Below are 24,697 nucleotides of genomic sequence, written 5' to 3' on the forward strand. Positions count from 1 at the left end.
TAGAATGGGAAGGGCAACCAGACCGGCGATCGATAAGGCTACCCAATTTGCACGGATACTATTGATAGTTAACTCTCATCTGTTTTACTTCCAGCCAGCACGATCCATAAGGCGAAGCGCTTCTTGGTTCAGTTCGCCAAGCTTAGACAGTGCAACGTCATCGCTCTTAGCTGTGCCAAAGGCTTTTAGTACATTGGATGGCTCAACGCCGGCTACGACAGGGTACTCATTGTTGACTTCAGCGTACCACTCTTGTGCTTCCTGGCTCACCATGTACTCAAGTAGGGCAACTGTTTCGTCACGATTCTTAGATGACGCCGTCAATGCAGCACCACTGATGTTGAAATGGGTACCGCGATCGTTCTGATTGGGCCAGAACACCGCTAGCTGATCAGCAACCGCTTTGTCACTCGCTTTATCAGAGCGAACCAAACGCGCTAAGTAGTAGGTGTTGGCAATAGCGATGTCACAGACACCCGCGGCTGCCGCTTTTAGTTGGTCAGTATCACCGCCAGCCGGTGGGCGAGCAAAATTAGCCACTAGACCTTCAACCCAAGCTTCTGTTGCTTCGACACCGTTAGCAGCAATCGCAGAGGCAATCAGTGACTGGTTGTAGACATTGCTTGAGGAGCGAATACAGATACGACCTTTCCACTGCTCATCGGTTAGTGCTTCGTAGGTACTGAGTTGTTCTGGATTAACTCGATCTTTGGCATAGATGATTGGGCGAGCTCGACTGGTCATACCAAACCAGTGGTTGTCACTGTCGCGCAGGTTGGCAGGAATCGCCTCGTTCAATGCAGTGGATTCAACCGGCTGAGTTAGACCCATCTCTTTCGCGCGGTGAAGACGTGCAACGTCTGCAGTGATAAGAAGATCCGCAGGGGAGGCGCCACCTTCCATCTTCAAACGGCTTAACAGTGCATCATCTTTACCGGTGAGCAGGCGTACTTCGATACCTGTCTTCTCGGTAAACTGATTCAGTAATGGTTGAATCAGGGCCTCTTTACGTGATGAATAGAGGTTAATGTCAGCGACGGCAGTGGTTGTAAAACAGAGTGCTGCAACCGCGCTAATACGACGAATCCACATGTTTGTTTCTCCTTGAGCTGCGAATTATAAACCGGCCTTACTCATTCCTTAAATAAGAGCCTTAGAACATTTGAGAATCATTACTACTAATTTATTGAAGTAATGATGCGATTCTACATGAGAATCATTTGCATTTGCAATAAGGTTTTGCAAATAGATTTTGACATCGTCCCGCTCTTAAGTAGGCTGTCCCTTGTCGTTAAATCATAAGAGTCATGGCAATGAGCGTTGTTCAGTTTCACGAATACCCCACCCAAGATGGTTATAAGCTGTTAGAGATCTCCCTGAATGCTGAGAAGTCCCTCAATGCGTTGACGTTGGAGATGATTCAGCTGATCGAGCCTCGTCTGGACCAGGCGGCAAAGGATGACTGCATCAAAGCGGTGCTATTAACTAGCGTCGGAGAAAAGGCATTTTGTGCCGGCGGGGATGTGGTTAGACTCTACCGCTCGATTACCTCAGGCGATAACCCCAACTTCCCGACCGAATACTTCACACACGAGTACCGTCTGGACTACCGCATTCACACCTTCCCTAAACCGATCATCTGTTGGGGCAGTGGCATAGTGATGGGCGGTGGTATGGGGCTGATGAATGGCTGCAGCCACCGTATCGTGACAGAGACGTCACACATGGCGATGCCAGAGGTGACGATTGGGCTCTTCCCCGATGTTGGTGGTTCATTCTTTCTGAACAGGATGCCGGGTCGTACAGGACTCTTCTTGGGTTTAACGGGTAACCCTATCTTCGCGGCGGATGCGTTGTTCTTAGGGTTAGCGGATCGCTTTATTGAATCGGCGCGATACACTGAGATGGTGACTGGCCTCCAATCAGCCGAATGGCACTGTGATAGTGTTCAGACGGTCAACCAGACGCTTCGCCAGTTAGAGCAGCAGTCGCAAGCGGCGTTTCGACAAGAGTCACCGATTCAAGATCACTATGATTTCATTCAATCGGTGACTGATCAGGATGACTTAACTCAGTTGATGCAAGCAATGGCCAACATTGAGAGTGACGATCCATGGATTCAACGATCACAAAAGGCGATCACTCACGGGTCGCCTCTGTCGGTTCATTTAATTGCTGAGCAGTTGAAACGCACTCGTCATCTCTCTTTAAAAGAGGTGTTTATGTCCGAACTGGTACTGGCCGTTCAGTGCTGCCAACACCCTGAATTTCCTGAGGGCGTTCGAGCACTGTTGGTCGATAAGGATCGCAGTCCAAACTGGATGTTCAAGTCGGTTGATACTGTGGAGTCAGCCGTTGTTGAAGCGTTCTTTGAAGCGCCATGGCCGGTGAATCCGCTGGCTGATCTTTAAGACTCACAGACGATAGGGTATCAATGCAGGATAATATGCTGGTTATCTTGCATTGAACTCTGCCATTACTGATTAGCTTTGCGCTGAGCTTCGCGTTTGGCTTTTTTCTCTTGGCGACGCTGTTCGAAATCGTGCACAGCGTCTTTACCCAAGTGGTGTTCGCCGCGCGCCTTTGCTAATTCGAGCTGGTGCTGGCGCTCCTGAAAACGTTTGCGCTGCTTATCGGTTACTTTGTCGTAGCAGTGGTGACAACTTAACCCCTCTTGGAAGTGCTCATTCTGACGATCTTCAGCGGATAGCGGCATACGACAGGCGTGACAGAGCTGGTAGTCACCGGGTTCTAAACCGTGTCCAACCGATACACGGTTGTCAAAGACGAAACATTCACCATCCCACATCGAGTTATCGGCAGGTACTTCTTCAAGGTATTTAAGAATACCGCCCTCTAGGTGGTAGACCTCATCAAAGCCCTGTTCACGGAGAAACGCGGTCGACTTTTCACAACGGATACCGCCCGTACAGAACATGGCGACTTTTTTATGCTTGCTAGGGTCTAGCTGCTCTTTAACGTAGCTAGGGAAGTCTCGGAAGGTGTCGGTATGAGGGTTGATCGCGCCTTTAAACGTACCGATATCCACTTCGTAGTCATTACGTGTGTCGACCAACAGTACTTCTGGATCGGAAATCAGGTCATTCCACTCGTTAGGTTTGACATAGGTGCCGACGGTTTTCAGTGGATCGATGCCTTCAACACCCATGGTAACGATTTCACGTTTCAGTTTTACCTTGGTGCGGTAGAACGGTTGCTCATCAAAGAACGACTCTTTGGAGCTCACCTGATCCAGCGGTGGGTGCTCTTTAAACCATGCGTAGAGCGCATCGATCGCTTCACGGCTACCAGAGACTGTGCCGTTTATACCCTCTTTAGCTAGGATTAATGTGCCGCGAATATCTTGCTCGTTCAGGAACTCTAACAGAGGCTGACGCAGTGCTTCACACTCCTCGAAGCGAACAAATTGATAGAGTGCGGATACAACGATATTGGCCATAATCTCCCCAGCGTAATCTGGATAGTTGAAAACCGCGCAATTTTACCAGATAAGGCATTGAGGTTTATAGAGTAGAGTTTTCAAGCTTGAAAAACGTTAGAATAGCGTGGTTCAGATAAACAACTTTTTTGGGGCTTAGGTAGTGGCAGATAGAGAGATGATCGGTTTTATTGGGCTTGGCGTTATGGGTAAAAACTTGGTGCTCAACCTCGTTGATAATGGTTACCAAATTGCAGCCTTTGACCTGGATGCCAACAAAGTAGATGACGCGATCGCTCAAGCAGCTGCTGAAGTTCCGGATCGCCCTCAACCGATTCAAGCCTGTTCCTCGCTCGGTGAACTGTTAGCGGCTTTGCCATCACCAAGAACCATTTTTGTCTCTGTCCCAGCAGGTGATCCTGTCGATGCAGTCTGCCGTCAGCTGATTGATGCAGGCGTTGATGTCGACGATATCGTTGTGGATACCGGAAACTCACTCTGGACCGACACACGTGATCGTGAAGTGAACTATAAAGAGCACTTTACCTTCTTCTCTACTGCGGTATCGGGTGGTGAAGTCGGTGCACGCTTTGGCCCTTCTTTGATGCCATCGGGTGATCAAAAAGCTTGGTCACGTTTACGCCCTGTTATGGAAGCGATCGCAGCGAAAGTGGATGCAACCACAGGACTTCCTATTGAGCGTCGAGAGCCCGGTAATCCTGTTACTGAGGGCGAGCCTTGTGCAACGTACATTGGCGATTCTGGTGCAGGCCACTACGTAAAAATGGTTCACAACGGCATTGAGTACGCTGATATGCAGTTGATCTGTGAGGTCTACCACTTCATGCGGTACGCCATGCAGATGGCGCCCTCTGAGATCGCTTGTGTATTCCGAGAATGGAGTCGTGGCCCACTGCACTCCTACCTGATCGAAATCAGTGCTGAAGTTCTGGATCAAGAGGATCAGTTTACCGGCCTGCCGTTGGTCGATGTCATTCTTGATAAAGCGGGTCAAAAGGGTACCGGTTTATGGACCGCGGTTAGCGCGCTTCAACTGGGCGCTCCTGCACCAACGCTGACCAATGCAGTCTTTGCTCGCTCACTATCCACCCTTAAATCGATTCGCGTTGAAGCGTCTAAAGTTCTGCCTGGGCCAATGGAGTACACCCTAGAAACGCCAAAAGAGCAGTTAATTGAACAGCTACATGATGCACTCTATTGTGCAAAAATTTGTGCCTACGCGCAGGGTTATCATCTGATGCAGATGGCCGCAAAAGAGCAGGGTTGGGCGCTCGATTTATCCGCCATCTCAAGAATTTGGCGTGCTGGGTGTATTATTCGTGCAGCGTTTCTTCAGCCGATCTCAGCAGCGTTTCAGCGCAATAAGGATCTGCCAAGCCTGCTAATGGATCCGTTTTTCTCTGAAAAGTTGGCTAAACATCAACATAATTGGCGCACGATTGTTGCGCAATCAGCACTGGCGGGTATCCCTGCTGGGGCGATCAGCTCTGCCCTGGGTTACTACGACTCATTCCGAACCGAGGTGCTGCCTGCCAACCTACTGCAAGGGCAACGTGATTACTTTGGTGCGCATACATTCGAGCGAACAGATCGCACGGATGGCAAATACCATGTGCGTTGGAGTGAGCCAGGTAGGCCGATGGAGAAGGTGTAAATACCTACTCCCCAGGTTGGGGGCCTTCGTAGCCCTCGACAACCACTAGATCAGCAATACCGGCATGTTCACGAAGAGCTTTAGCATTTTGGTAGCCAGAGGAGTGGTAGCAATCCAACGCCTGTTGGTAACTCGGAAACTCAATGATCACATGACGTGATCGCACGCTCCCCTCAACCTGTTGGTTATCGCCTGCACGGACTAAAAACTTAGCGCCATACTGTTTAAATGGCTCCGCATTAGCGGCCTGATAGAGCTTATAACCCTCTGGGTCTGAAATATCGACATGAGCCATCCAGTAACCTTTAGCCATCGTGTTTTACCCTTTTTGATTCTAATGGTAACTAGCCTAACCTCAGAACAGTCACTGCTCAAGATGCTGTCTTTAGGCTGGCTTGATATCCTTCTTAAAACGCCAAGTGTTGATAAGGGTTAGGATTAGAATAACCGTTGCAACGCCTAGCATCGGCCATTCAGCATTCAACAGATGAGTGGCCATGGCACCTATCATCACGCAGTTGAGCCCTACTGATGTGATGAATCGAAGCTGCTTAACCCAAATAACTAAGCCTCCGATCACTTCGACGACACCGGTGAAATACATAAGCCAGAGCGGGTAACCCCAGCGATCAAAAGCTTCTAATTCAAACTCCAGACCCAGCAGCTTAGCACTGCCTGATGTAACGAAGATGAGGGTGATTAACGGGGTGATGAATTTATCCATGATGTTCCCTTTGGGTGGGTGAGTCTGGATTAAGTGTAGTTGAGGATTTTGGTGGTGGGGCGGGATTTTTATGGGAATGTGTGGCGGGTGTGACTCGGGCCATCCTTGGCCTTCACCCCTTTGGGGCAACACTTTGTGTTGTCCAAAACTATATCCTTGTAGTTTTGTGATTCGGGTAAGCCGATTGTGGCTTTAAAGTAAGTGACGGGTTGGACTCGGGCCATCCTTGGCCCTCGGTCCTTCGGACCTGACTAAAGTCAGTCCAAAATTGGCCTCCTGCAATTTTGTCGAACCCGCTCCGCGGGCTCTGTAACCCGCCACAAAAATTAAAAAGGGCCACTCCCTTCGGGGTGGCCCTTTTTAATTTTGTTTGGTGGAGGTGGCGTAACCCTGCACCAAACCGCATGATATCAGCGCTTGATGCGTTTTGTAAACCGCTGATTATTCTGGATAAATAAATTATAAATATGTATACATATACAGTTGCTTGGGTGTTGCTGAGGGCTCTGTTTGGTGATTTGAATTCGAACTCAAAAACAGGATTCGAACCCGCGTCCGTTTGGCATTAATCTCCTTGCTATTCCCTCTGCGTTGAGCGTCTATAGACGAGGTCAAAATGATTTCAGGAGTGGTTAGTGAATATAGATATCGATGACGATTTGATGGATGGGCTTGTCCTTGCCGCTCTCAAACGAGACTACGCCATTAATTTAGAGGAGCCCTATTTTGAGCAACCGGTCGAACAAACACCCGGCTGGGTCATCGATGATCGAATCGCCTTGATTGAAGCTCTGTATCTGCTGCTCCGGTATCGAATGAGTCTCAGAGATTTTACTGATTTTATGACGGAAACGCGGATTGCTTACTACAAGTGGGCAGATACAGTGAAGACTCCTCGCCAGAAAAGTTTAAACGCCGTGGATGAGCCAGATCGTCAGGCACAAGAGTCAGGGGATTAGAATCCCGACTAGATTCGCTGTGATGCTCAAATTGTCCTGCTCTTTTCAGATAGCAGGCAAGCCTAGCCAGCGAAGACCCGCTTTGTAATTGAGGTGGATCTGCGCAAGCAATGAAGCCTCCCCGCTGGACGCGGCGGTTGATAATGAGGATAAGCACTAGGACGGCCTGGTGGAGCGCCTCTCATTAATGCCCGGCAATTGATTGTGACACCAATCGCGCCAAAAAATGTCACGATTATTTTGAATCGCGCCATTTGAAAGCCATTACCGATATCGTCGAAATATGCACCTGTTTTCAGAGGGCGTTTAGGTTGCCTAGCTATGATAAGCAACATATAAGTTTCATTTCTTTGAATTTTGTCTAATATGGCACGAAAGCGTCATTTATGTTGCTTTCGATTTTATGTGCAACTAATATGATGCTTATTGAAATTAGGCAATATATGAGTTTACTTGTAATGGGCGATCTACTTCAGCAATTAAAGCATCGACGGCTCGAAATGGGGCTAAAGCAAAACGATATGATGCTGCGCATAGGGGTATCCCGCCAGCAATATCAGCGCCTTGAGTCGAAGGGAAACCCCAGGCTAGATACCCTGGAGTTAGTCGCGAAAGGCCTGAACAGCGAAATCATGTTGATCCCAAATGAGAAGCTTGGAGCGGTCTTGGATGTGTTAGAGAGTTCAGAAAGTCGAGAAGCGGTAAAACCTGAGCGAACCTTATCGGATGACCCATGGAAAGGGCTTCTGGATCCTGAGGAGTGAGAGTGTAACTCATGGGCGAGAACGTCAGTGTCATCAAACTCACACTGCATGGTCGGCTTGTAGGCTATTTGGCAGGTTTTCAGAGTGGCCGAAACATACTTACATTTCTCGATGAGTTCCGAGGCGACAGCCGTCGGCCAACCTTCAGTCTGACGACCCATCCGAAATTTCCATTGTCATCCAAACTGATGTCTGAGCCGTGGACACGAAATCAAAGGCTGCATCCGACACTCTCAAACTTACTCCCTGAAGGCTCGCTTCGAGAGCTCATTGCGCAGGGCCTGAAGGTACATCAAGATAATGAGTTCCAAATATTTTCATATTTAGGTCAAGACCTTCCAGGCGCGATTGTCGCAAGTCCTCTGTCCCCGGGCGAGGTTCCTGATTCCGTATTGGAAGCGCTAAATGGTAGGAGCTACAAAGACCTGAATCTGGTTGGCTTCCAGAAGCTATCGCCTGAAAATAAATTCTCTCTAGCCGGCGTCCAGATGAAGTTTTCGATGAAGGCTAAGGATGGTCGATACAACCTCTCAACGGCAGACGCTTTAGGCGACTGGATTATTAAGACACCGTCTACCAAACATAAAGATGTGCCGCTCAATGAGTACACCGCAATGGCCTTGGCCACTCTGGTGGGGGTTGAGATACCAGAGATTCAGTTAGTTGAGTTGGATAAGTTAGACAACCTACCGCCGATAAACCTGCCAGATGAGCGCTACGCGTTTGCAATCAAACGATTCGACCGTGAAGCCATTTCTTTAAGCGAGAGCGTGTCGAGGATTCACATGGAAGATTTCGCTCAGGTGCTGGTGAAGTATCCTCATGAAAAGTATGACTCTGCCAATTACGAACAGATAGGCCGCATACTGTATCAATTTTCAGGAGATCCTTTGGCGGATACGCAGCAGTTTGCTCGGCGCTTGCTGGTCAATATTCTGTTGGCGAATGGCGATGCGCATCTGAAGAACTGGAGTCTGCTGTACACCGACCAAGTGACGCCTAGATTGTCCCCAGCCTACGATATCCTTACGACGAGCGTGTATATCGAGGGTGAACGCAATTTTGCGTTGAACCTAGGAAAGACGAAAGACTGGTATCAGGTCTCGTATATGAATTTCCAGGCTTGGGCTGAAAAATCAGGAATTCCTTGGCGGGCTATCAAGCCCCATCTTGCCGACGTTATGGATCGAGCGAGGAGCCAGTGGACACCCGCGCTGAAGAATCTACCGATGAATGAGAAGCACAAAGCCCATCTGATTGAGCACTGGAGAAGCTTACATCCAGATTTCAGGATCTAAGTTTCATTTTGCGGCGCATCAAAATTCGGTAAGCTGGGTGAGGCAATCGCTCAACGCTCTGTAAAATTAAGCAGCGCTCCCAGCTCGAGGTGAACATAGGGTATATCAGCTAACCGGTCAACAATTCAAAACCATTAATACACCCAATTACACCCATTTCTCCGAAGGCACCATCAGCTTGCCCTCCCATTCGGATAAAGGGCATTTGAAACATCATCTCTAATGGCATGTAGGTCAGCCTGGATTGCATTCAGTTTAAAATTAACAGGTGCGTTTCTGGTAACGTTTGAATGTCTGGCAATCTGATTGATGTTGGAACCAATCTTACCAAGCTGTCCTAAAATCTGTGAAAGCTGCTGTCTGTCATAAGTTGGCATCTTTCTGGGTGGAAGCCTGACAGGTTTGACTGGTTCCGATATTTCCAGGTTTAGATGACCTTGAATAATGCTTCTGCTGTAATCGTTTCTTGTTCTGTTTGTGCCGTCTCGGACTTTATCAATCTTGGCAATTTCCTCGCCGTTTAGCCTAAAGGAAATTACGAAGTCGCGAGATATAGGGGAACCCATATTGCAGGTTCCTTAAAGTTCGACTTCAACAGAATTACCGCCAACAGGGATAACTCGATTGACCTTTCGTGATGAAAGATAGTTTTCATAATGATAGACAAGGCTGAAAACTTGTTCGCTGTCTTCACGGACGGAACGACTTAAATGAATGAGGTAGTCCGCTAAGTGCTGGTTGCCTTCGGCTGTGTCGAATTTCTGGACTGCAATATCAACAGCACGATTAAACAATGCTGCTGCATATTCCACCTGGTCGATATGCTTCTTGTTCATTTTGCAGGCTAATGATTGGCAGAACTCTGGTTCTTTCATCATGAGTTCTGTTTCGATGGTTTCTATGTTTTGTTTACTTAAACGGTCCCTTTCTCTGTAATGCATTATGATTAAACTCCTTAAATTATATGTTCATGTTATATTCTTTCTTTAAGTGAGCCAGATTTAGAGATGACATTCGTCAGATTAAATCTTGCTCGGAAAATAATGTTCAAGATACCCGGTACCTAGCCCCGTAAACTTTGTTTGCATGGAAAGGCTAAGGCGGTGTCTTGGGCTTATAGCTGTTACATATGTAAACAGCATAGAGTGCGCAATAGTTTTATGAAAATAAGTGAAAAATAATTTCGGATGCAGGTTTTAAGATGTCATCGAAAGGAATTTATCTTGCTATAAATTATACTGGGGTCGACGGGGTGTGAAATCCCCTCGCAAGCGGTGTCTGGAATGTAATGTAGACGCCATGGCTTGCTTAACCTTTATGGATATATAATACATCAAGCATAGGAAAAAATACCGTAAATTGGGGGCAAATGTATCAGGTTAGATGTTAGATGAATCACCTTAAAATAGGTTTGCAACGCTTATGTTGAGGTTTGCACTAGTTCCGCGCACATTGTTTTAGGTTGTTATAGGGCGTTATAGGTTGAAATAACCTGTATCAGGGCGTGACAATTTGTTCTGAAGAGTTATTTCTGTTGTTTGTGGCAAAGCGGAAATTAGTAAACTACAACAGAAACAGCCGAATTTAGCCAAAAACGGACTTTCTATTCTGTGTGTTGAGTTTCACACAGGCTATGATCGTAGAGAACTTCAATAACTCGGCAATCTGACATTGGCCCCCCTTTGCAATGGTCCAACATTCGTTCCATTTCGGTCTTTAGATCGGTCAATTCCCGGATGCGTTTGTTAATATCTGCGAGTTGTGAAATGACAATTTCATCAGCTTCATAACAAGGTTTGTCGGGGCTATCAGATAGTTTCAACAAATTCCTGATCGCTTGTAGTGGAAACCCCAAATCTCTCGCATGTCGAATAAAAGTAAGTCGTTTGACCGTGTCTTCGGTATACAAGCGCTGATTACCTTCTGAGCGTCTTGGCTCTGGAAGAAGACCAATTTGTTCATAATATCGAATGGTTTGCACCTTACAGCCTGTAGCTTTCGCAACTCTGCCAATTGTTTTTTCAGCCATGTTCATTTTTCCCTTGAACCTATAGTTCCTGTAGATGTTAGATTTTTTATAAGAAAATTCATAGAAAAATATGGAGTTTAAAATGTCAGCTGGATGCTGCAACCACGAAACAAAGTTTGATGGAACCTCAAATGGGTTTCGCACAGCACTGTGGATTGTTTTTTTTATAAACGCCATCATGTTTATTGTTGAGATGATTGCAGGATCAATCGCGGGATCTCAATCTTTGAAAGCTGATGCGTTGGATTTCTTCGGGGACTCCGTTACTTACGGTATCAGTTTGTACGTGATCGGCATGTCATTGAAAGTGCGATCCACCGCAGCCCTTTTAAAAGGCATTAGTCTCGCTTTGATGGGCTTTTGGGTGTTTGGTTCAACAGTCTATCAAGTGTTTGTTCTAGGTGTGCCACAAGCACCAATCATGGGAGCGATTGGATTTTTAGCATTAGCTGCAAACATGGCGAGCGTTCTTATCCTTGTTCGTTATAAAGATGGCGATGCCAATGTTCGTTCTGTCTGGTTGTGTAGTCGCAATGATGCCATCGGCAATATCGCCGTGTTAATTGCTGCCGTTCTGGTTTTCTATACGGGCTCAGCATGGCCCGATCTGGTCGTGGCTGGTGTTATGGCTGGATTATTCTTGTGGTCTGCAACGCAGATTGTTATCCAATCCCTGAATGAAATGCGAAGCATCCCTTCATGCGAAGAAGAGACAAAAATATGTCAGAAATAGCTGTTCCTAAAAAACAAATGAATGCCCTCTATCTTTCTTGGGTTATTGCCCTGACAGCAACATTAAGTGCTCTGTTTATTGGGGAAATATTAGGTAAAACGCCCTGCCTTTTGTGTTGGTACCAACGTATAGCGATGTTTCCGTTAGCGATTATTCTTGGGGTTGCCTGTTATACAGGTGATGCGTCAGGGCGAAAATATGCGCTTCCGCTTGTCGTCATTGGGCTATTGATTGCAGCTTGGCACAGTCTAGTTTTTGCCGGAATTGTGCCTGCCGAAGTTCAGCCATGCTCACAAACAGGTCCATCCTGTTCTGGCGAAGGACAAATTCTTTTTGGTATCTTACCACTGCCATATTTATCGCTTTTAACTTTCCTCACCATTTTCGGATTACTAACAATTCCATTTAAAAAGGACGCAACATGAATAGACGTGCTCTCATCGCAACAACAGCAGCTGGAGCTTTGGCTCTCTTTACAGGTGGTGTTCTTTTTTACAAACCATCCGGCGGCCCTGCTCAGAAGATGTCAGAAGACGGGCCTCTTTTACGCCCATTTGCACCAACATACGGCCCCGATGATGCTCCGGTAACAATTGTTGAGTTCTTTGATCCTGCTTGTGAAGCGTGTCGTGCCTTCTATCCAATCGTTAAAGATATTATGAAGAAGCACAAAGGCAAAGTCCGATTGGTATTGCGATATGTTGCCTTCCATGGACCATCCGAAGAAGCCATTCGCCTTTTGGAAGCTGCACGAGTTCAAGGAGCATTTACCAAAACGCTGAAACGCCTTTATGAAACTCAGCCAAGATGGGCTCCGCATGGTCGTCCGGCTGCAAGTGTATGGGCAATGGTTGAAGGTTTAGGACTTGATATAGATAAAGCAAAAATCGACAAAAACCTTCCAGATATTCATGCGATCTTGGCCACTTCTGCTCAGGATGTTCAAGCTGCAGGCGTTAGTAAAACGCCGACCTTCTTTGTGAATGGAAAACCCTTGCCAAAGTTTGGTGTAGCTGAATTGGAAGAATTGGTCGCAGAGGAAGTAAAGGCTTCATCTTAACAAAGGTATTGGAAACAATTTTCTGATAACGACACTTTTTAAGGGGTGTTATCACCCCTTATTTTCCCTTTATTCCTATTGCCATACCCTTCCCAGAAAGCCCATAGGGAAACAGGTCTAACTTAATGCTAATTTTCTCAAAAAAAACGCTTATCAGTATGTGCGGAATAAGTGCTGTCGTTCTTACAATATGGCTCAGCAATAATCCAATTATCGAGCGTGACAAAACGCCTCAAATTGAGCCACCCAAAATTGCATCAACAAAAGAACAAACAAATGAAGCAGTACAATCGGACCTTCGTCAAACAATAGAGAAAGCCACCGAAGAGCCAAATATCAAAGTAAATATATCTTTGCAACCCGGAAGCAATCTACTTGATGCCCTGGCTGCAGAAAATATATTGAAGACCCAGATCAATGCGGTCAGTGAAAGTTTAAAGGATGTTATTAATCTACGGAAACTTAAACCAGGCCAGAGAATAGAGCTGAGTTTGCAAGAAACTGATGATGGAGGAGCAGCCTTCAATCTCGAGAAATTGGTAGTGGTTGCCAGTACAGATCGCCTTGTCGTTGCCCACAAGACAAAACAAGATCAATTTGAAACCACATTGCAAAAGATTGAACATAGCTCTGAATTGGTATTTGCCTCTGGTAAAATCAAAAACAGCTTTTATGCATCTGCAAAAAAAGAACGTGTTCCAAATTCTATTTTAATGGACACATTTTCTACTCTTAGCCACGCCATTGATTTTCAACGTGATATCAATAAAGGGGATGGTTTTATACTTGGCTACGAGAGCTACGATGACAAAGAATACGGCGGGACGCACCCCGGCAGGCTTATGTATGTTTCAATGTCCTTGAATGAACGAGAGGTTAGCTACTTCAGATACGAGACTGATGATGGATACTCTGGTTTTTTTGATGCTGATGGCAAAAGTATTGACACCAGTTTGTTAAAAACCCCAGTAGGAGGAGGTCGCTTATCCTCGTTGTATGGTAAACGTAAGCACCCGGTTTTGGCATATGCGCGAATGCATAAAGGGTTAGATTTCGCAGCACCAATTGGAACGCCGATTTTTGCTTCAGGTGATGGTGTTGTAACAGCTCGTAAAAGAAATGGTAGTTTTGGGAAATATATTCGTATCAATCATAACAACGATTATGCCACCGCCTATGCTCATCTCAACAAATATGATGAAAACCTTGCAGTAGGTAGCCGCGTTCAGCAGGGAGACATAATTGGATATGTTGGAACCACAGGGCTAACCAGTGGGCCTAATCTTCATTATGAGGTTATTTATCGTGGTAAACAAATCAATCCATTTACCGTTAAATTACCATCTCGTCATGTTCTTCAAGGAGAAGAATTGGAGGGATTTGAACAGGCAAAGAATAACCTCTTAGTAGAATATAAGCTTAAGTCTCATTTTAAATACAAAATGAGTAAGCTCAGTATTTCAAGTGATACATATGGAAAAAGCTGAAGCTAGAATCTTGGACAAACCAATCGTTAAATTCATTTATGCAATTGAGGCGGTTTTCCTTTTAGTTGTCATTGACATAGCATCGAAGTGGCTTGTTGCGTCAGTTGTTATGGATCCGCCACAAAGATTTTCTGTGCTGCCTTTTTTTGACCTCGTACTTGTTTTCAATTACGGCATCAGCTTTGGCATGTTCGGAGAGATTGGACCTTGGGGGCCAAAACTATTATCTCTTCTGACAACATGTGTAACGATTCTTTTGATCGTATGGCTTTGGCGTACCAAGCACCTATATGAAGTTATTGGTCTTACGCTCATTATTGGGGGCTCTATTGGCAATATCATTGATCGTTTTCACGATAATGCCGTTACCGATTTTTTGAGTCTCTATGCGGGTTCATTCTATTGGCCTGTATTTAACGGTGCAGATATATTCATTACAGTCGGCACAGTATCTTTATTAGTTTCCAGCGTGATCCTTCGTGAGAATAAATAAGGCAAGAAAGTAAGGGGCGTCACTGCCCCTTACTTTCTGCAATAATTTCTTTTATGCGTTTTGCCATATCTTTGCCTGGAAGACCATGAGCAAACTTGCGGATAAAACGCCCGCCGGGGCTCATAAAATAGACCCCCGCTGAATGATCGATTAGATAATGTTCATCTTTTTCGTCACTTGCAGGAACTTTGGAATATTTAACTTTAAACAGATCTGCTGTTCGTTTGATGAGATTGGCTGGCCCTGTCAAACCTATGATCGAAGGATGGAAATTTCTAACATATTCACGTAGAACTGTTGGCGTGTCACGTTCCGGATCGACTGAGATAAAGAGGGGCTGAAATTCTTCTTTCATACCTTCCAACTCGTCCATGGCTTCTGCAATATTTGAAAGGGATGTCGGGCAAACATCAGGGCAAAAAGTGTACCCGAAGAAGATAATCTGAAATTTGCCAAAGTAATCTGCATCTGTAACAAACTCATTAAAATGATTACTCATCATCCATCTGCCACCGATGGTTCGTTCGTTTGACTTTTCTTTGGCTTCCCATTCCAAATTTCCAGCATACGAAACCGTAGAAAATAAGAGTAACCCGATTATTGCTAAGAAGGTTTTCATGATATTTTTTCCAATAGAATTAAAAAAGGAAAAGCCATAAAATTTTGTCTTCAAATGCTTGATCTCGCACATTAACTTTCTTCTGTTTATGTGGAGGAATTGAAGCAGGTTGAATATGGCTATGAAGGTGTTTTTTTAGTTTTGAGTTTTTAGCTTTGATGCCTGAGGGCCAGAATATTTTGCACCGATCGAAGCATAGCAATTCGCAATGGTGTCATAGTTATATTGCATCAAATCAACATATAACTCGGGTCCAGCAGGAAAGCTTAAACCGAAAGATTTTAGTTTTTCTACTTTGACCTGATCTTTAATGACTGCAAGAGACAGGTTTTTCTCAGTTAAACCTTCTTCAGTGAAGAAACATATCTTATCTAGATCACTTAGCGCAGCCCTCATTTTAAATAAGTTTTCTGTTAGTGCATCCTCCGCCGGTTTTTCAGATAAAAAGCCACGAGTTTTAAAAGCGTAAGATTGTTCAAAATATTGTTGAGTGTCATGATACATCCAGGAGATACCTGCAGCGATACCTCTGAAACCAAATTCAAACTTACGGTCTAATGCCGCAACTTTATACTTCAAGGCATCCCGATTTTTCATGAATATTTGTTTATTTTTGGGGTCAATAGCTTCAATTTGTGTATAGAGGGCATCAATAAAAACTTCGGCATTTCGAACATCAAGCCACATATACGGGTCGCGTAAATCATCTGATTTACGTGATGGGAGAACTTTGAAATCTGTATCACTTAACATTTCGTAGTTCTTTGTTTCAGGAGTCAAAACATCCGCAACACTTTTCTCTAATTCCGGCCCCATCCAAACGACCAAATCAGCACGTTTTAACGGGTAAGCGGATTAAATGGTTGATCTTACCTTTGCATGAGAGTGAGACAGACCGGCATCTCATCGGATTATCTGGTTGATGCTTCACCTACTGCTGGTGCATGCTTCCTTCGCTAATTCCAGCAAGAACCCCACACGCCTCAACTTCCCGATCATCGTTGCAACTCGCTCTCAGTGAAACGAGTTGTTTCTCAAGCGCTTGCAGAGCGGTTATCTGCGACCGCACATGAGAGATGTGATCATCGAGCAAGGTGTTGACGGCGGTACAAGGCTGATGAGGGTCGTCCTGATAGCTCTGTAGTTCGTGAATCTCAGCCAGTGACAGGCCCAGGATTCTGCAGCGACGGATGAAGGCCAGCCCCTCACCATGCTTCTCGGTATAGACACGGTAACCGTTGTCCTGCCGATCAGGCGGCGGCAACAAGCCCTGCTGTTCATAGAAGCGGATCGTCTGTGTTTCGACCCCTACCAACTGCGCCAACTGACCAATGCGCATCAGCCTCCTCCCCAACGGATTCTTTACTCTATTGACCTTATAGTAGCTTTATAGTTTTAAATGGTACCACAACATTGTTCAAGTGGAGTCGTATCATGAGCAAATCCTGTGGTGGCGCCTGTGGCGGTGATGCAACGTCCGCAGCGGATACCGATATACAGGCCTCCTCCGAGGCGCCAGGGAGATGGGTCAGTGTTTATGCCGTGCCGAAGATGGACTGTCCATCAGAAGAACGAATGATTCGCCTAGCCCTGAACGGCTTTGAGGAGATTCGGGCGCTGTCCTTCGACTTGTCGAACCGCCGGCTGAAGGTCGTGCATGACGGCGAGGTCGAGCCCGTTACCTCGAAACTGAAGACCTTGGGGCTAGGCGCCTCGCTTCAGGAAACCGTCGCTGCAAATCCGGAGACCATCAAGGCCGCCGAGTTTTCGGCAGCTTCTGCTAAGCAAGAATCCGGGACCCTGCGCTGGTTGCTCGGCATCAATGCACTTCTGTTCGTGGTGGAAATGACTGCCGGTCTGATCGCCCGGTCCACCGGCCTGATTGGAGAATCCCTGGACAATTTTGCCGATGCGGCGGTGTACGGGCTTGCCCTTTATGCGGTTGGACATAGCGTGAAAATGCAGGTACGTGCCGCGCATCTTGCTGGTGTACTGCAACTGATCTTGGCTGTGGGCGTGCTCGTAGAGGTGGTGAGACGCTTTGTATTCGGTAGTGAGCCTGAATCGCTGGTGATGATGGCTATCGCATTCGTCGCATTGATTGCCAATACCAGTTGTCTGCTGCTCATATCCAAACATCGGGAAGGCGGGGCGCACATGAAGGCAAGCTGGATATTCTCGGCCAACGACGTGGTGATCAACCTGGGGGTCATCACCGCCGGCGCCCTGGTCGCGTGGACCGGTTCCAATTATCCGGATCTGATTATCGGCACCATCGCGGGGGGCATTGTACTTAACGGTGCCAGACGCATTTTGGCGTTGAAGGGTTAAATAATGCTCATTATTGGCAAAAAGCTCTCGCCGTATGCCCTATTGTCCATATCGGGCCTGCTGGCAGCGTCTGATCAGGCTGTAAAGTGGCTGGTGCAGCAATCAATGGCCTATGGCGAGTATGTTTCGGTGACCCCGTTCTTTAACTGGGTGCACCTATGGAACACCGGTGCCGCATTCAGTCTTTTTGCGAATGGTGGAGGCTGGCAGCGCTACTTTTTTATCGGAATCGCGGTAGTGGTCACGATTTTTCTGATCAAGCTGATCCTTGAAAATCGTCATAAAGGAGAAGCCATCGCTTACAGTCTTATCCTCGGTGGCGCCATGGGTAACCTGATTGACCGGGTCTTTCGCGGCTATGTTGTGGATTCCTTTGATTTCTATTGGCGAGACTGGCATTGGCCGGCCTTCAACCTGGCTGATATTGCAATTGTCCTCGGTGCCTTACTTTTCGTTTCCAGCAGCTTGTTGGGTAAAAAAGCAAACACCAATGCCGAGTCGGATGGATCTGACTGACACCTACGCCTATACAACACCATGACCGAACTTCCCGACAACATCCTTCACCTGCCGCAATACCAAGTACTGGGCTGCAAATCAACCGACGACGAAATGCACTTCCAGGTGGACGTGCCCGATCCCATCGCCTGCGAGGAATGCGGCGTGCAGGGTGAGTTCGTACGGTTCGGCAAGCGTGACGTTCCCTATCGTGATCTGCCCATCCACGGCAAGCGGGTCACTCTCTGGGTGGTCCGCCGCCGATACACCTGCCGGGCCTGCAAGACAACATTCAGGCCCCAGCTACCGGAGATGGTGGACGGATTCCGTATGACACTGCGGCTGCATGAGTACGTGGAGAAGGAATCCTTCAACCACCCCTACACCTTTGTGGCGGCACAGACCGGCCTGGACGAGAAGACGGTGCGCGACATCTTCAACGCCCGCGCCGAGTTCCTGGGGCGCTGGCACCGCTTCGAGACGCCCCGCATCCTGGGCATTGACGAGCTATACCTGAACAAGCGCTACCGCTGCATTCTGACCAACATTGAGGAGCGAACCCTGCTCGACCTGCTGGCCACCCGCCGCCAGGACGTGGTGACCAACTACCTGATGAAGCTGAAAGACCGGCAGAAGGTCGAGATCGTCAGCATGGACATGTGGAACCCCTACCGGGCAGCGGTCAAGGCTGTGCTGCCCCAGGCCCGTATCGTGGTCGATAAGTTCCATGTGGTGCGCATGGCCAACGATGCCCTAGAGAGAGTGCGCAAGGGCCTCAGAAAGGAGCTGAAACCGTCCCAGAGCCGGACTCTCAAGGGAGACCGGAAAATCCTGCTGAAACGCGCTCACGAAGTCTCAGACCGGGAGCGCCTCATCATGGAGACCTGGACAGGCGCGTTCCCGCAACTGCTGGCCGCCTACGAGCACAAGGAGCGCTTCTACGGCATCTGGGACGCCACCACACGGCTCCAGGCAGAAGCCGCCCTGGACGAGTGGATAGCCACCATCCCGAAGGGCCAAAAGGAAGTCTGGAGCGATCTGGTCAGGGCAGTGGGAAACTGGCGCGAAGAGACCATGACCTACTTCGAGACGGACATGCCCGTCACCAACGCTTACACGGAGTCCATCAACCGACTGGCCAAGGACAAGAACCGTGAAGGGCGCGGTTACTCCTTCGAGGTGATGCGGGCACGAATGCTCTACACCACGAAGCACAAGAAGAAGGCACCGACTGCGAAGGTCTCTCCTTTCTACAAGAAAACCATCGGTTACGGACTGCCGGACTTCGCAGAGGAACTCAGCTACGGAGTCGATCTATCAACCATCTGAGGGTGGTATCAGATTGATGGGGTGAAGGTGCCCCATCAACCATTAAATCCGTATACCCAAAATTGGGCTATTTTCAATTCTGAGCTTGGTCTTCTGATCTGCTGGACAGTGATAGTATATCGCTGTGATATACCGCTACTTCCAAAGAATCTATTCCAATTGCCAGAGCTTCAAAAAAGAGCTCACTACCTTCTCTACATGTAATCTGGTTTCCCCTTCGACGCTACGCGGAGGTATACGATGAAACGCCCGCACGATATCTAATCCAGTAATCATACTGAGAAACATCTCTGCTCCGAAGTCGGGATCCGCGCAGTTGATCAAACCTTCCTTGTGTTTCAGCGTCAACCATTCGCTTAACGCTTGGTGCGCGGCCATCACTCCGCCACTGTAGATATTATGGAGTATCTGCGTATGCTCCTCGGAGATAGATGCCATCATTCTCATCAGATTCATGTGCTCATGACTGACGATAAAATTAAGGAGCAATAATCCAAACTCTGATAAAGCATGGTGACAATCTTTATAGTCATTCGGTGACACTGTCAACGTGCCGTTTATCCTTTGCGACAGCTGTTGTATCACGGCATCAATTAATGTTTCTTTGTCCGCGAAGCGCTTATAAAGCGTTACTTTCGACACACCTGCTTGCCGAGCTATCGCTTCCATTGACATCTTAGCTGGCCCCTTAGCGAACATAAGAGCGCAGGCTGCATCAAGAATCGCTGTATCTTTGGAGTGATCTAAAGGCCGGCCGACTCGACTATTGGTAATCAATTTATTTTCCGAATAACTTAATGTACGATACCGTACAGTAAATATTAATCAAATGAGAATAGCAAATATGCGCAAGGTTCTGCCGCCGCTTATACTAGCCCTTCTTCTCGTCGGCTGTGGCGACACCACTCCAACTGAAACGCCAACGACCGATGCACCTTGGGTACGCACGGTGGCGGTTAAGACGGACGACCACGACGAAATCAGAGCATCGGGAACCATTAGAGGGCATTATGAGACTCCTGTCTCTTTTCAGGTTTCTGGGCGCATTCTCAAGCGAGAGGTGGATGCTGGTCAGAAGGTAGCGAGTGGCGCTCTGCTTTTTGAACTCGATAAACGTGACTTAGAGGCTACTATGCAAGTTGCCAAAGCGGAACTTCAAACTGCACAGGTCGCCCTCGCGATCGCTCAAAATGAGCTCGACCGTCAACGCCAGTTAATTGAACGCAACTTTGTTAGCCGACAAACTCTAGAAGCATTTGAGCTCGCACTACAGAACGCGGAAAGCCGTCGTGATTCCGCCAAAGCTGTATTATCTCAAGCCCAAAACGGGCTTAGTTATGCTGAGCTACGTGCAGATAAATCCGGTGTATTAGCCGAGGTTACAGGTGAACCGGGAATGGTTGTTGGAGTGGGGCAACCTGTGGCACTCCTCGTAGAAGATGGTGATCTAGAGGTCGAAGTGTTCCTATCCGACGGCAACCAAGCTCCAGAATCAGGTGTATTAAAGCTACAAGAGCAAGATTTGCCGCTTCGTCTACGTGAGGTAGCTGGTGCAGCAGACCCAGAGAGTAGAAGCTGGAAAGCTAGGTACAGAATAGAAGCCGTGACAGAGGCGTTGAACATAGGGACTGTTGTGCAGGTTGCGCTTAACCGTAACACATCAGATGTCACCTTCGAGGTTCCCCTGGGCGCGCTTGATGAACGCAACCAGGGCCCTCAGATTTGGCAGGTTGTAGGCAATACAGCTCAACCAGTCTCAGTTGAGGTACTGGAATTGAAATTAGAGTATGCGACTATTCGCGCGCCACTAAACAGCGAAAGTCGCGTCATTGCCGTTGGCACCCATCTATTGGAACCTGGAATGGCGGTTAGGGAGCAGGCGCGATGAGTTTCCCCAACCTCTCAGCGCTTGCTGTACGTGAACGCTCAATTACTCTGTTTTTTATAATACTTTCTGTCCTGGCTGGTGTTTTTGCATTCTTCTCTTTGGGGCGCGCAGAAGATCCGGCTTTCACAGTGCGGGTTATGGTTGTCTCCGTTGTATGGCCAGGAGCTGAACCTGAGGTTTTACAAAATCAAGTCGTCGACCGCTTGGAGAAGCGAATCCAAGAGGTCGAATACTTAAGTAAGATCGAGACCACGGTTAGACCTGGTCGAGCAGACTTACAGATAGAGTTTGAGGATTTCTCACCTAGTGAAGTTGTGCCTGATCTTTTCTATCAAGTACGAAAAAGAATGCAGGATGAGGCGCACAACCTACCCTCAGGTGTCATAGGGCCGATAGTAAACGATGATTTCTCCGATGTGTACTTCTCCCTTATAGCTCTAACAGCTCCCGGCATGCCTATGAGGGATCTTAGTCGGGAAGCTGAGACAATCAGGGATCGGTTACAACAGCTCCCAGCCGTTCAAAAGGCGATGATACTTGGTGATCGACCTGAACGTGTGTTTATCGATTTCGATATGGACCGTTTAAATAACCTAGGAGTAACGCCCGAACAGATTTTTGCAGCGATCGATGCAAGTAACACACTCATTCCTGAGGGTTCTTTGGACCTAAACGGGCCGCGTGCCTATCTTCGTACACACTCTGATTTAAGCGACCCAGACAAGCTAGCAGACCTACCGCTCAGAGTTGGTAATGCATTGATACGCCTCTCCGACATCGCAGAGGTGAGTCGTGGATATGAAGATCCGCCAACCTATCTAGTGCGGGCCAATAGCGAAGATGCGATTCTGTTAGGCGTGGTCATGAACAAAGGTGAAAATGGCTTGGCCTTTGGTGAAAGCCTCGCAAACTTTCTCGATAAAGAGCGCTCCAACCTTCCTTTAGGTGTTTCGCTACAGGTGCTCACCAACCAAACGGATGCCATAAGCCAGGCTGTTGACCTTTTCCAGGTAAAATTTCTAGTGGCTGTACTTGTGGTGATGGCGGTCACTGTCATCGCTATTGGCTTCCGAGCAGGTCTTGTTGTCGGCATCGCAATACCGATCACTATCGGTCTGACGTTCCTCATCATGAAAATGGTTGATATCAACCTCGACAGGGTCACACTTGGTGCGTTGATTATCGCCTTGGGACTGCTAGTCGACGATGCAATTATCTCCATAGAGATGATGATCGTAAAAATGGAAGAGGGCTGGGATCGAATTCGTGCTGCAAGCCATGCATGGAATGTTACCGCAGCCCCTATGCTCTTTGGGACCCTAGTTACGACTGCTGGCTTTGTCCCTATCGGTTTTGCTCAATCGGGAGTCGGAGAATACGCCGGCAACATTTTCTGGGTACTGGCATTTTCACTGCTGATATCTTGGGTCGTCGCCGTCACCTTTATGCCCTACCTCGGGGTGAAGTTACTCCCTAACTATCAGAAACACGATGCAGCGAGCCTCTATCAAACCCCGATTTACACTAAACTACGGGCAATCATCACTTACTGTGTACGCTTTCGTAAGACAGTTATTCTAGTTACCGTTGCAGCGCTTGTTATGAGCGCAGCTGTGATGGCGATACTTGTTGATAAACAGTTCTTCCCAAGTTCTGACCGACCCGAGGTATTGGTTTCAGTCTATCTACCTCAAGGCAGTTCAATTAAAACAACGGATGCTACAGTACAAAAATTAGAGAGTGCGTTATCTGAGCTACCGGAGGTTAAGAGCCTCTCCTCTTACATCGGGGCGGGAGCTCCACGATTCTTCATTTCAGCAAACCCTGAGCAACCTGATCCATCCTTCGCTAAGATTATCGCAATAGGTGATGATGCAGCAGGACGCGATAGAATCATGGCCGCACTTAAGCAGAGAATTGCCAACGGCGAGTTTCCAGAAGCTCGAATCCGTGTAACAAGCCTGCTGTTCGGGCCACCGGTTGTCTGGCCTGTCAGCTTCCGTGTCGTAGGTCCTGATCAACAGATATTGCGCGATATTGCCTATAAAGTCAGAGATAAAATCGCATCTAACCCACACACTGTAATTCCGCACCTAGAGTGGGATGAGCGTGCTCCAAGCTTCCATCTTGATATGGATCTAGAGCGACTTCTATTAATGGGACTCACACCTAACGACGTGTCACAGCAACTTCAGTTTCAACTAAACGGAGTCGAAGTTGCCGAGGTACGACAGGATATAAGAAGTGTTCAAGTGGTCGCGCGTAGTTCACGCGACACTATACTCTTACCCGAACAGTTAGAAATCAAGACTCAGGATGGAAAGAAAATTCCGGTTAGGCAGTTGAGCAAACTCACCATTCAATACGAAGAACCTGTTATCAAACGCTACAATCGCGAACCCTTTCTAGCCGTGCATGCCGATGTCGAGGGGGCGCAGCCGCCTGATGTCACTAAAGCAATTTGGGATACGATGCAGCAGATTAGAGATGATTTGCCGGCCGGCTATCGAATTGATATTGGGGGATCAGTAGAGCAATCCGGCAAAGCCGATCAGTCTATCCAGAAGCTGCAACCGCTGATGCTCGCATTAATGCTGATATTTATTATGCTACAAATGCGATCGTTCTCTGGAACCTTCATGGTGTTTTTTACTGCACCGCTCGGGTTAATTGGTGCTGCTGTTGCACTCTTTATATTTGACCAACCCTTTGGCTTTACCGCCCTGTTAGGCTTGATCGGACTAGGCGGTATTTTGATGCGTAACACCATGATCCTGACTCAGCAGGTACAGGATAATTTAGAAGAAGGGTTGGCAGCAGGCAAGGCGATCATCGAGGCAACCGTCTCACGAGCTCGCCCCCTAATTCTGACAGCACTCGCGGCCATCTTCGCTTTTATCCCGCTTACATTCGACCTATTCTGGGGACCTCTGGCCTATGTATTAATTGGCGGGGTTATGATGGGGACATTTATAACACTGCTGTTTGTCCCAGCTATGTATGCATTGTGGTTTAAAGTTGAAGCACCAAAATATGATGATGCGCTTTAAACTGCGATTAAAACAGAGATTCAACGAGTCAACAGAATTGAACTTCAGGCTACTACCCCTAGTTGATTCATGAAGAATTAGAAATGAGGAACAGCTATCGCCTAATCAAAAGTGGAATTCGTAACTTACCAAACTAGATGTATAACGTATCAGCCATAAAATGTGGGAGTCCACCTTTCTCAAAATTTTGTCATTCAAAGCCTCTTTGATTGAATAAATTGAAGGTCCGGAAAGGGCCAGAACCAGCAGTTCAGTATTCCAACCTAAGAATGTAAACAGCCAAATAATTTGATCACTTTTTGCATTAACCCTCACGAGCTT

At 47.3% G+C, this 24,697-nt stretch carries 24 protein-coding genes and 1 pseudogene; 15 read left to right on the forward strand and 10 right to left on the reverse strand.

Annotation, left to right across the window (positions count from 1 at the left end):
• Positions 1-84 precede the first annotated feature (84 nt).
• A complete protein-coding gene (locus XMA127_RS00765) occupies positions 85-1,092 on the reverse strand; it encodes a Fe(3+) ABC transporter substrate-binding protein (RefSeq protein WP_173480169.1) in 1,008 nt (335 codons plus the stop codon).
• Between the two features lie 221 nt (positions 1,093-1,313).
• Between XMA127_RS00765 and XMA127_RS00770 the strand changes: the two genes are divergently transcribed.
• Positions 1,314-2,411 (forward strand): enoyl-CoA hydratase/isomerase family protein, encoded by a 1,098-nt coding sequence (locus tag XMA127_RS00770; RefSeq protein ID WP_173480170.1) that lies wholly within the window; start codon positions 1,314-1,316, stop codon positions 2,409-2,411.
• Positions 2,412-2,476: 65 nt separating this feature from the next.
• Here XMA127_RS00770 and XMA127_RS00775 read toward each other — a convergent pair whose 3' ends face one another.
• Positions 2,477-3,460, reverse strand: a complete 984-nt coding sequence (locus XMA127_RS00775; RefSeq protein ID WP_173480171.1) for a rhodanese-related sulfurtransferase — start codon at positions 3,458-3,460, stop codon at positions 2,477-2,479.
• Positions 3,461-3,602: 142 nt separating this feature from the next.
• Between XMA127_RS00775 and gndA the strand changes: the two genes are divergently transcribed.
• Entirely contained in the window at positions 3,603-5,114 is a 1,512-nt protein-coding gene (gene gndA, locus XMA127_RS00780; RefSeq protein ID WP_371731423.1) for an NADP-dependent phosphogluconate dehydrogenase, read from the forward strand.
• A gap of 4 nt (positions 5,115-5,118) precedes the next feature.
• On the opposite strand, the gene XMA127_RS00785 is transcribed toward gndA, so the two are convergent.
• Both XMA127_RS00785 and XMA127_RS00790 read right to left on the reverse strand, forming a co-directional pair.
• Positions 5,119-5,427, reverse strand: coding sequence for a DUF1330 domain-containing protein (locus tag XMA127_RS00785; RefSeq protein ID WP_173480172.1), 309 nt, complete (start codon positions 5,425-5,427; stop codon positions 5,119-5,121).
• Positions 5,428-5,499: 72 nt separating this feature from the next.
• The gene (locus XMA127_RS00790) at positions 5,500-5,838 is read right to left on the reverse strand and encodes a DoxX family protein (protein WP_173480173.1); all 339 of its coding nucleotides are present in this window, start codon (positions 5,836-5,838) and stop codon (positions 5,500-5,502) included.
• 635 nt (positions 5,839-6,473) lie between these two features.
• Here XMA127_RS00790 and XMA127_RS00795 point away from each other — a divergent pair.
• The 3 genes from XMA127_RS00795 (at position 6,474) to XMA127_RS00805 (ending at position 8,859) form a co-directional block, all read left to right on the forward strand.
• Complete coding sequence (locus XMA127_RS00795) at positions 6,474-6,797, forward strand: hypothetical protein (RefSeq protein ID WP_173480174.1); 324 nt, start codon at positions 6,474-6,476, stop codon at positions 6,795-6,797.
• Between the two features lie 443 nt (positions 6,798-7,240).
• Positions 7,241-7,561 (forward strand): helix-turn-helix transcriptional regulator, encoded by a 321-nt coding sequence (locus tag XMA127_RS00800; RefSeq protein WP_217361969.1) that lies wholly within the window; start codon positions 7,241-7,243, stop codon positions 7,559-7,561.
• Between the two features lie 11 nt (positions 7,562-7,572).
• Complete coding sequence (locus XMA127_RS00805; RefSeq protein WP_173480176.1) at positions 7,573-8,859, forward strand: type II toxin-antitoxin system HipA family toxin; 1,287 nt, start codon at positions 7,573-7,575, stop codon at positions 8,857-8,859.
• A gap of 578 nt (positions 8,860-9,437) precedes the next feature.
• Here XMA127_RS00805 and XMA127_RS00815 read toward each other — a convergent pair.
• Together XMA127_RS00815 and XMA127_RS00820 are read right to left on the reverse strand one after the other, a co-directional pair.
• Positions 9,438-9,800, reverse strand: coding sequence for a hypothetical protein (locus XMA127_RS00815; RefSeq protein WP_173480178.1), 363 nt, complete (start codon positions 9,798-9,800; stop codon positions 9,438-9,440).
• A 662-nt stretch (positions 9,801-10,462) separates the two neighbouring features.
• A complete protein-coding gene (locus tag XMA127_RS00820) occupies positions 10,463-10,888 on the reverse strand; it encodes a helix-turn-helix domain-containing protein (RefSeq protein WP_217361970.1) in 426 nt (141 codons plus the stop codon).
• A gap of 82 nt (positions 10,889-10,970) precedes the next feature.
• Between XMA127_RS00820 and XMA127_RS00825 the strand changes: the two genes are divergently transcribed.
• The 5 genes from XMA127_RS00825 to lspA (XMA127_RS00845) all read left to right on the forward strand — a co-directional run bounded on the left by XMA127_RS00825 (position 10,971) and on the right by lspA (XMA127_RS00845) (position 14,661).
• Entirely contained in the window at positions 10,971-11,621 is a 651-nt protein-coding gene (locus tag XMA127_RS00825; protein WP_173480180.1) for a cation transporter, read from the forward strand.
• Positions 11,609-12,046, forward strand: coding sequence for a disulfide bond formation protein B (locus XMA127_RS00830; protein ID WP_217361971.1), 438 nt, complete (start codon positions 11,609-11,611; stop codon positions 12,044-12,046). The genes XMA127_RS00825 and XMA127_RS00830 overlap by 13 nt, the downstream gene beginning before the upstream one ends.
• Complete coding sequence (locus XMA127_RS00835; protein ID WP_173480181.1) at positions 12,043-12,681, forward strand: thioredoxin domain-containing protein; 639 nt, start codon at positions 12,043-12,045, stop codon at positions 12,679-12,681. The genes XMA127_RS00830 and XMA127_RS00835 overlap by 4 nt, the downstream gene beginning before the upstream one ends.
• A 125-nt stretch (positions 12,682-12,806) precedes the next feature.
• Positions 12,807-14,168, forward strand: coding sequence for a M23 family metallopeptidase (locus tag XMA127_RS00840; protein WP_173480182.1), 1,362 nt, complete (start codon positions 12,807-12,809; stop codon positions 14,166-14,168).
• Entirely contained in the window at positions 14,155-14,661 is a 507-nt protein-coding gene (gene lspA / locus XMA127_RS00845; RefSeq protein ID WP_173480183.1) for a signal peptidase II, read from the forward strand. Before XMA127_RS00840 ends, lspA (XMA127_RS00845) begins: the two co-directional genes overlap by 14 nt.
• 19 nt (positions 14,662-14,680) lie before the next feature.
• On the opposite strand, the gene XMA127_RS00850 is transcribed toward lspA (XMA127_RS00845), so the two are convergent.
• From XMA127_RS00850 to cadR, 3 genes and pseudogenes are all read right to left on the reverse strand, one after another.
• A complete protein-coding gene (locus XMA127_RS00850) occupies positions 14,681-15,352 on the reverse strand; it encodes an SCO family protein (protein WP_173480184.1) in 672 nt (223 codons plus the stop codon).
• Between the two features lie 63 nt (positions 15,353-15,415).
• Positions 15,416-16,111: pseudogene (locus tag XMA127_RS00855) on the reverse strand (metal ABC transporter solute-binding protein, Zn/Mn family); the annotation flags it as partial.
• A 100-nt stretch (positions 16,112-16,211) separates the two neighbouring features.
• Positions 16,212-16,619: a Cd(II)/Pb(II)-responsive transcriptional regulator gene (gene cadR / locus XMA127_RS00860; RefSeq protein WP_173480737.1), complete on the reverse strand. Its 408-nt coding sequence runs from the start codon at positions 16,617-16,619 to the stop codon at positions 16,212-16,214.
• Positions 16,620-16,714: 95 nt separating this feature from the next.
• Here cadR and XMA127_RS00865 point away from each other — a divergent pair, with 95 nt between their 5' ends.
• The 3 genes from XMA127_RS00865 to XMA127_RS00875 are packed head-to-tail and all read left to right on the forward strand — an operon-like array spanning position 16,715 to position 19,438.
• Entirely contained in the window at positions 16,715-17,611 is an 897-nt protein-coding gene (locus XMA127_RS00865; RefSeq protein ID WP_004364974.1) for a cation transporter, read from the forward strand.
• A 3-nt stretch (positions 17,612-17,614) separates the two neighbouring features.
• Entirely contained in the window at positions 17,615-18,127 is a 513-nt protein-coding gene (gene lspA / locus XMA127_RS00870) for a signal peptidase II (RefSeq protein ID WP_138764600.1), read from the forward strand.
• Positions 18,128-18,148: 21 nt separating this feature from the next.
• Complete coding sequence (locus XMA127_RS00875; RefSeq protein ID WP_173498816.1) at positions 18,149-19,438, forward strand: ISL3-like element ISPpu12 family transposase; 1,290 nt, start codon at positions 18,149-18,151, stop codon at positions 19,436-19,438.
• A gap of 150 nt (positions 19,439-19,588) precedes the next feature.
• Here the strand turns inward: XMA127_RS00875 and XMA127_RS00880 are convergent, their stop codons facing one another.
• Entirely contained in the window at positions 19,589-20,215 is a 627-nt protein-coding gene (locus XMA127_RS00880; RefSeq protein WP_173480187.1) for a TetR/AcrR family transcriptional regulator, read from the reverse strand.
• A gap of 67 nt (positions 20,216-20,282) precedes the next feature.
• On the opposite strand from XMA127_RS00880, the gene XMA127_RS00885 reads away from it, so the two are divergent.
• Together XMA127_RS00885 and XMA127_RS00890 are read left to right on the forward strand one after the other, a co-directional pair.
• Entirely contained in the window at positions 20,283-21,326 is a 1,044-nt protein-coding gene (locus XMA127_RS00885) for an efflux RND transporter periplasmic adaptor subunit (protein WP_173480188.1), read from the forward strand.
• Entirely contained in the window at positions 21,323-24,376 is a 3,054-nt protein-coding gene (locus XMA127_RS00890; protein WP_173498817.1) for an efflux RND transporter permease subunit, read from the forward strand. The genes XMA127_RS00885 and XMA127_RS00890 overlap by 4 nt, the downstream gene beginning before the upstream one ends.
• The last annotated feature ends 321 nt before the right edge of the window (positions 24,377-24,697 follow it).

Origin of the sequence: Marinobacterium sp. xm-a-127 (genome assembly GCF_013283425.1) — a bacterium.
Lineage (GTDB): Bacteria > Pseudomonadota > Gammaproteobacteria > Pseudomonadales > Balneatricaceae > Marinobacterium_E.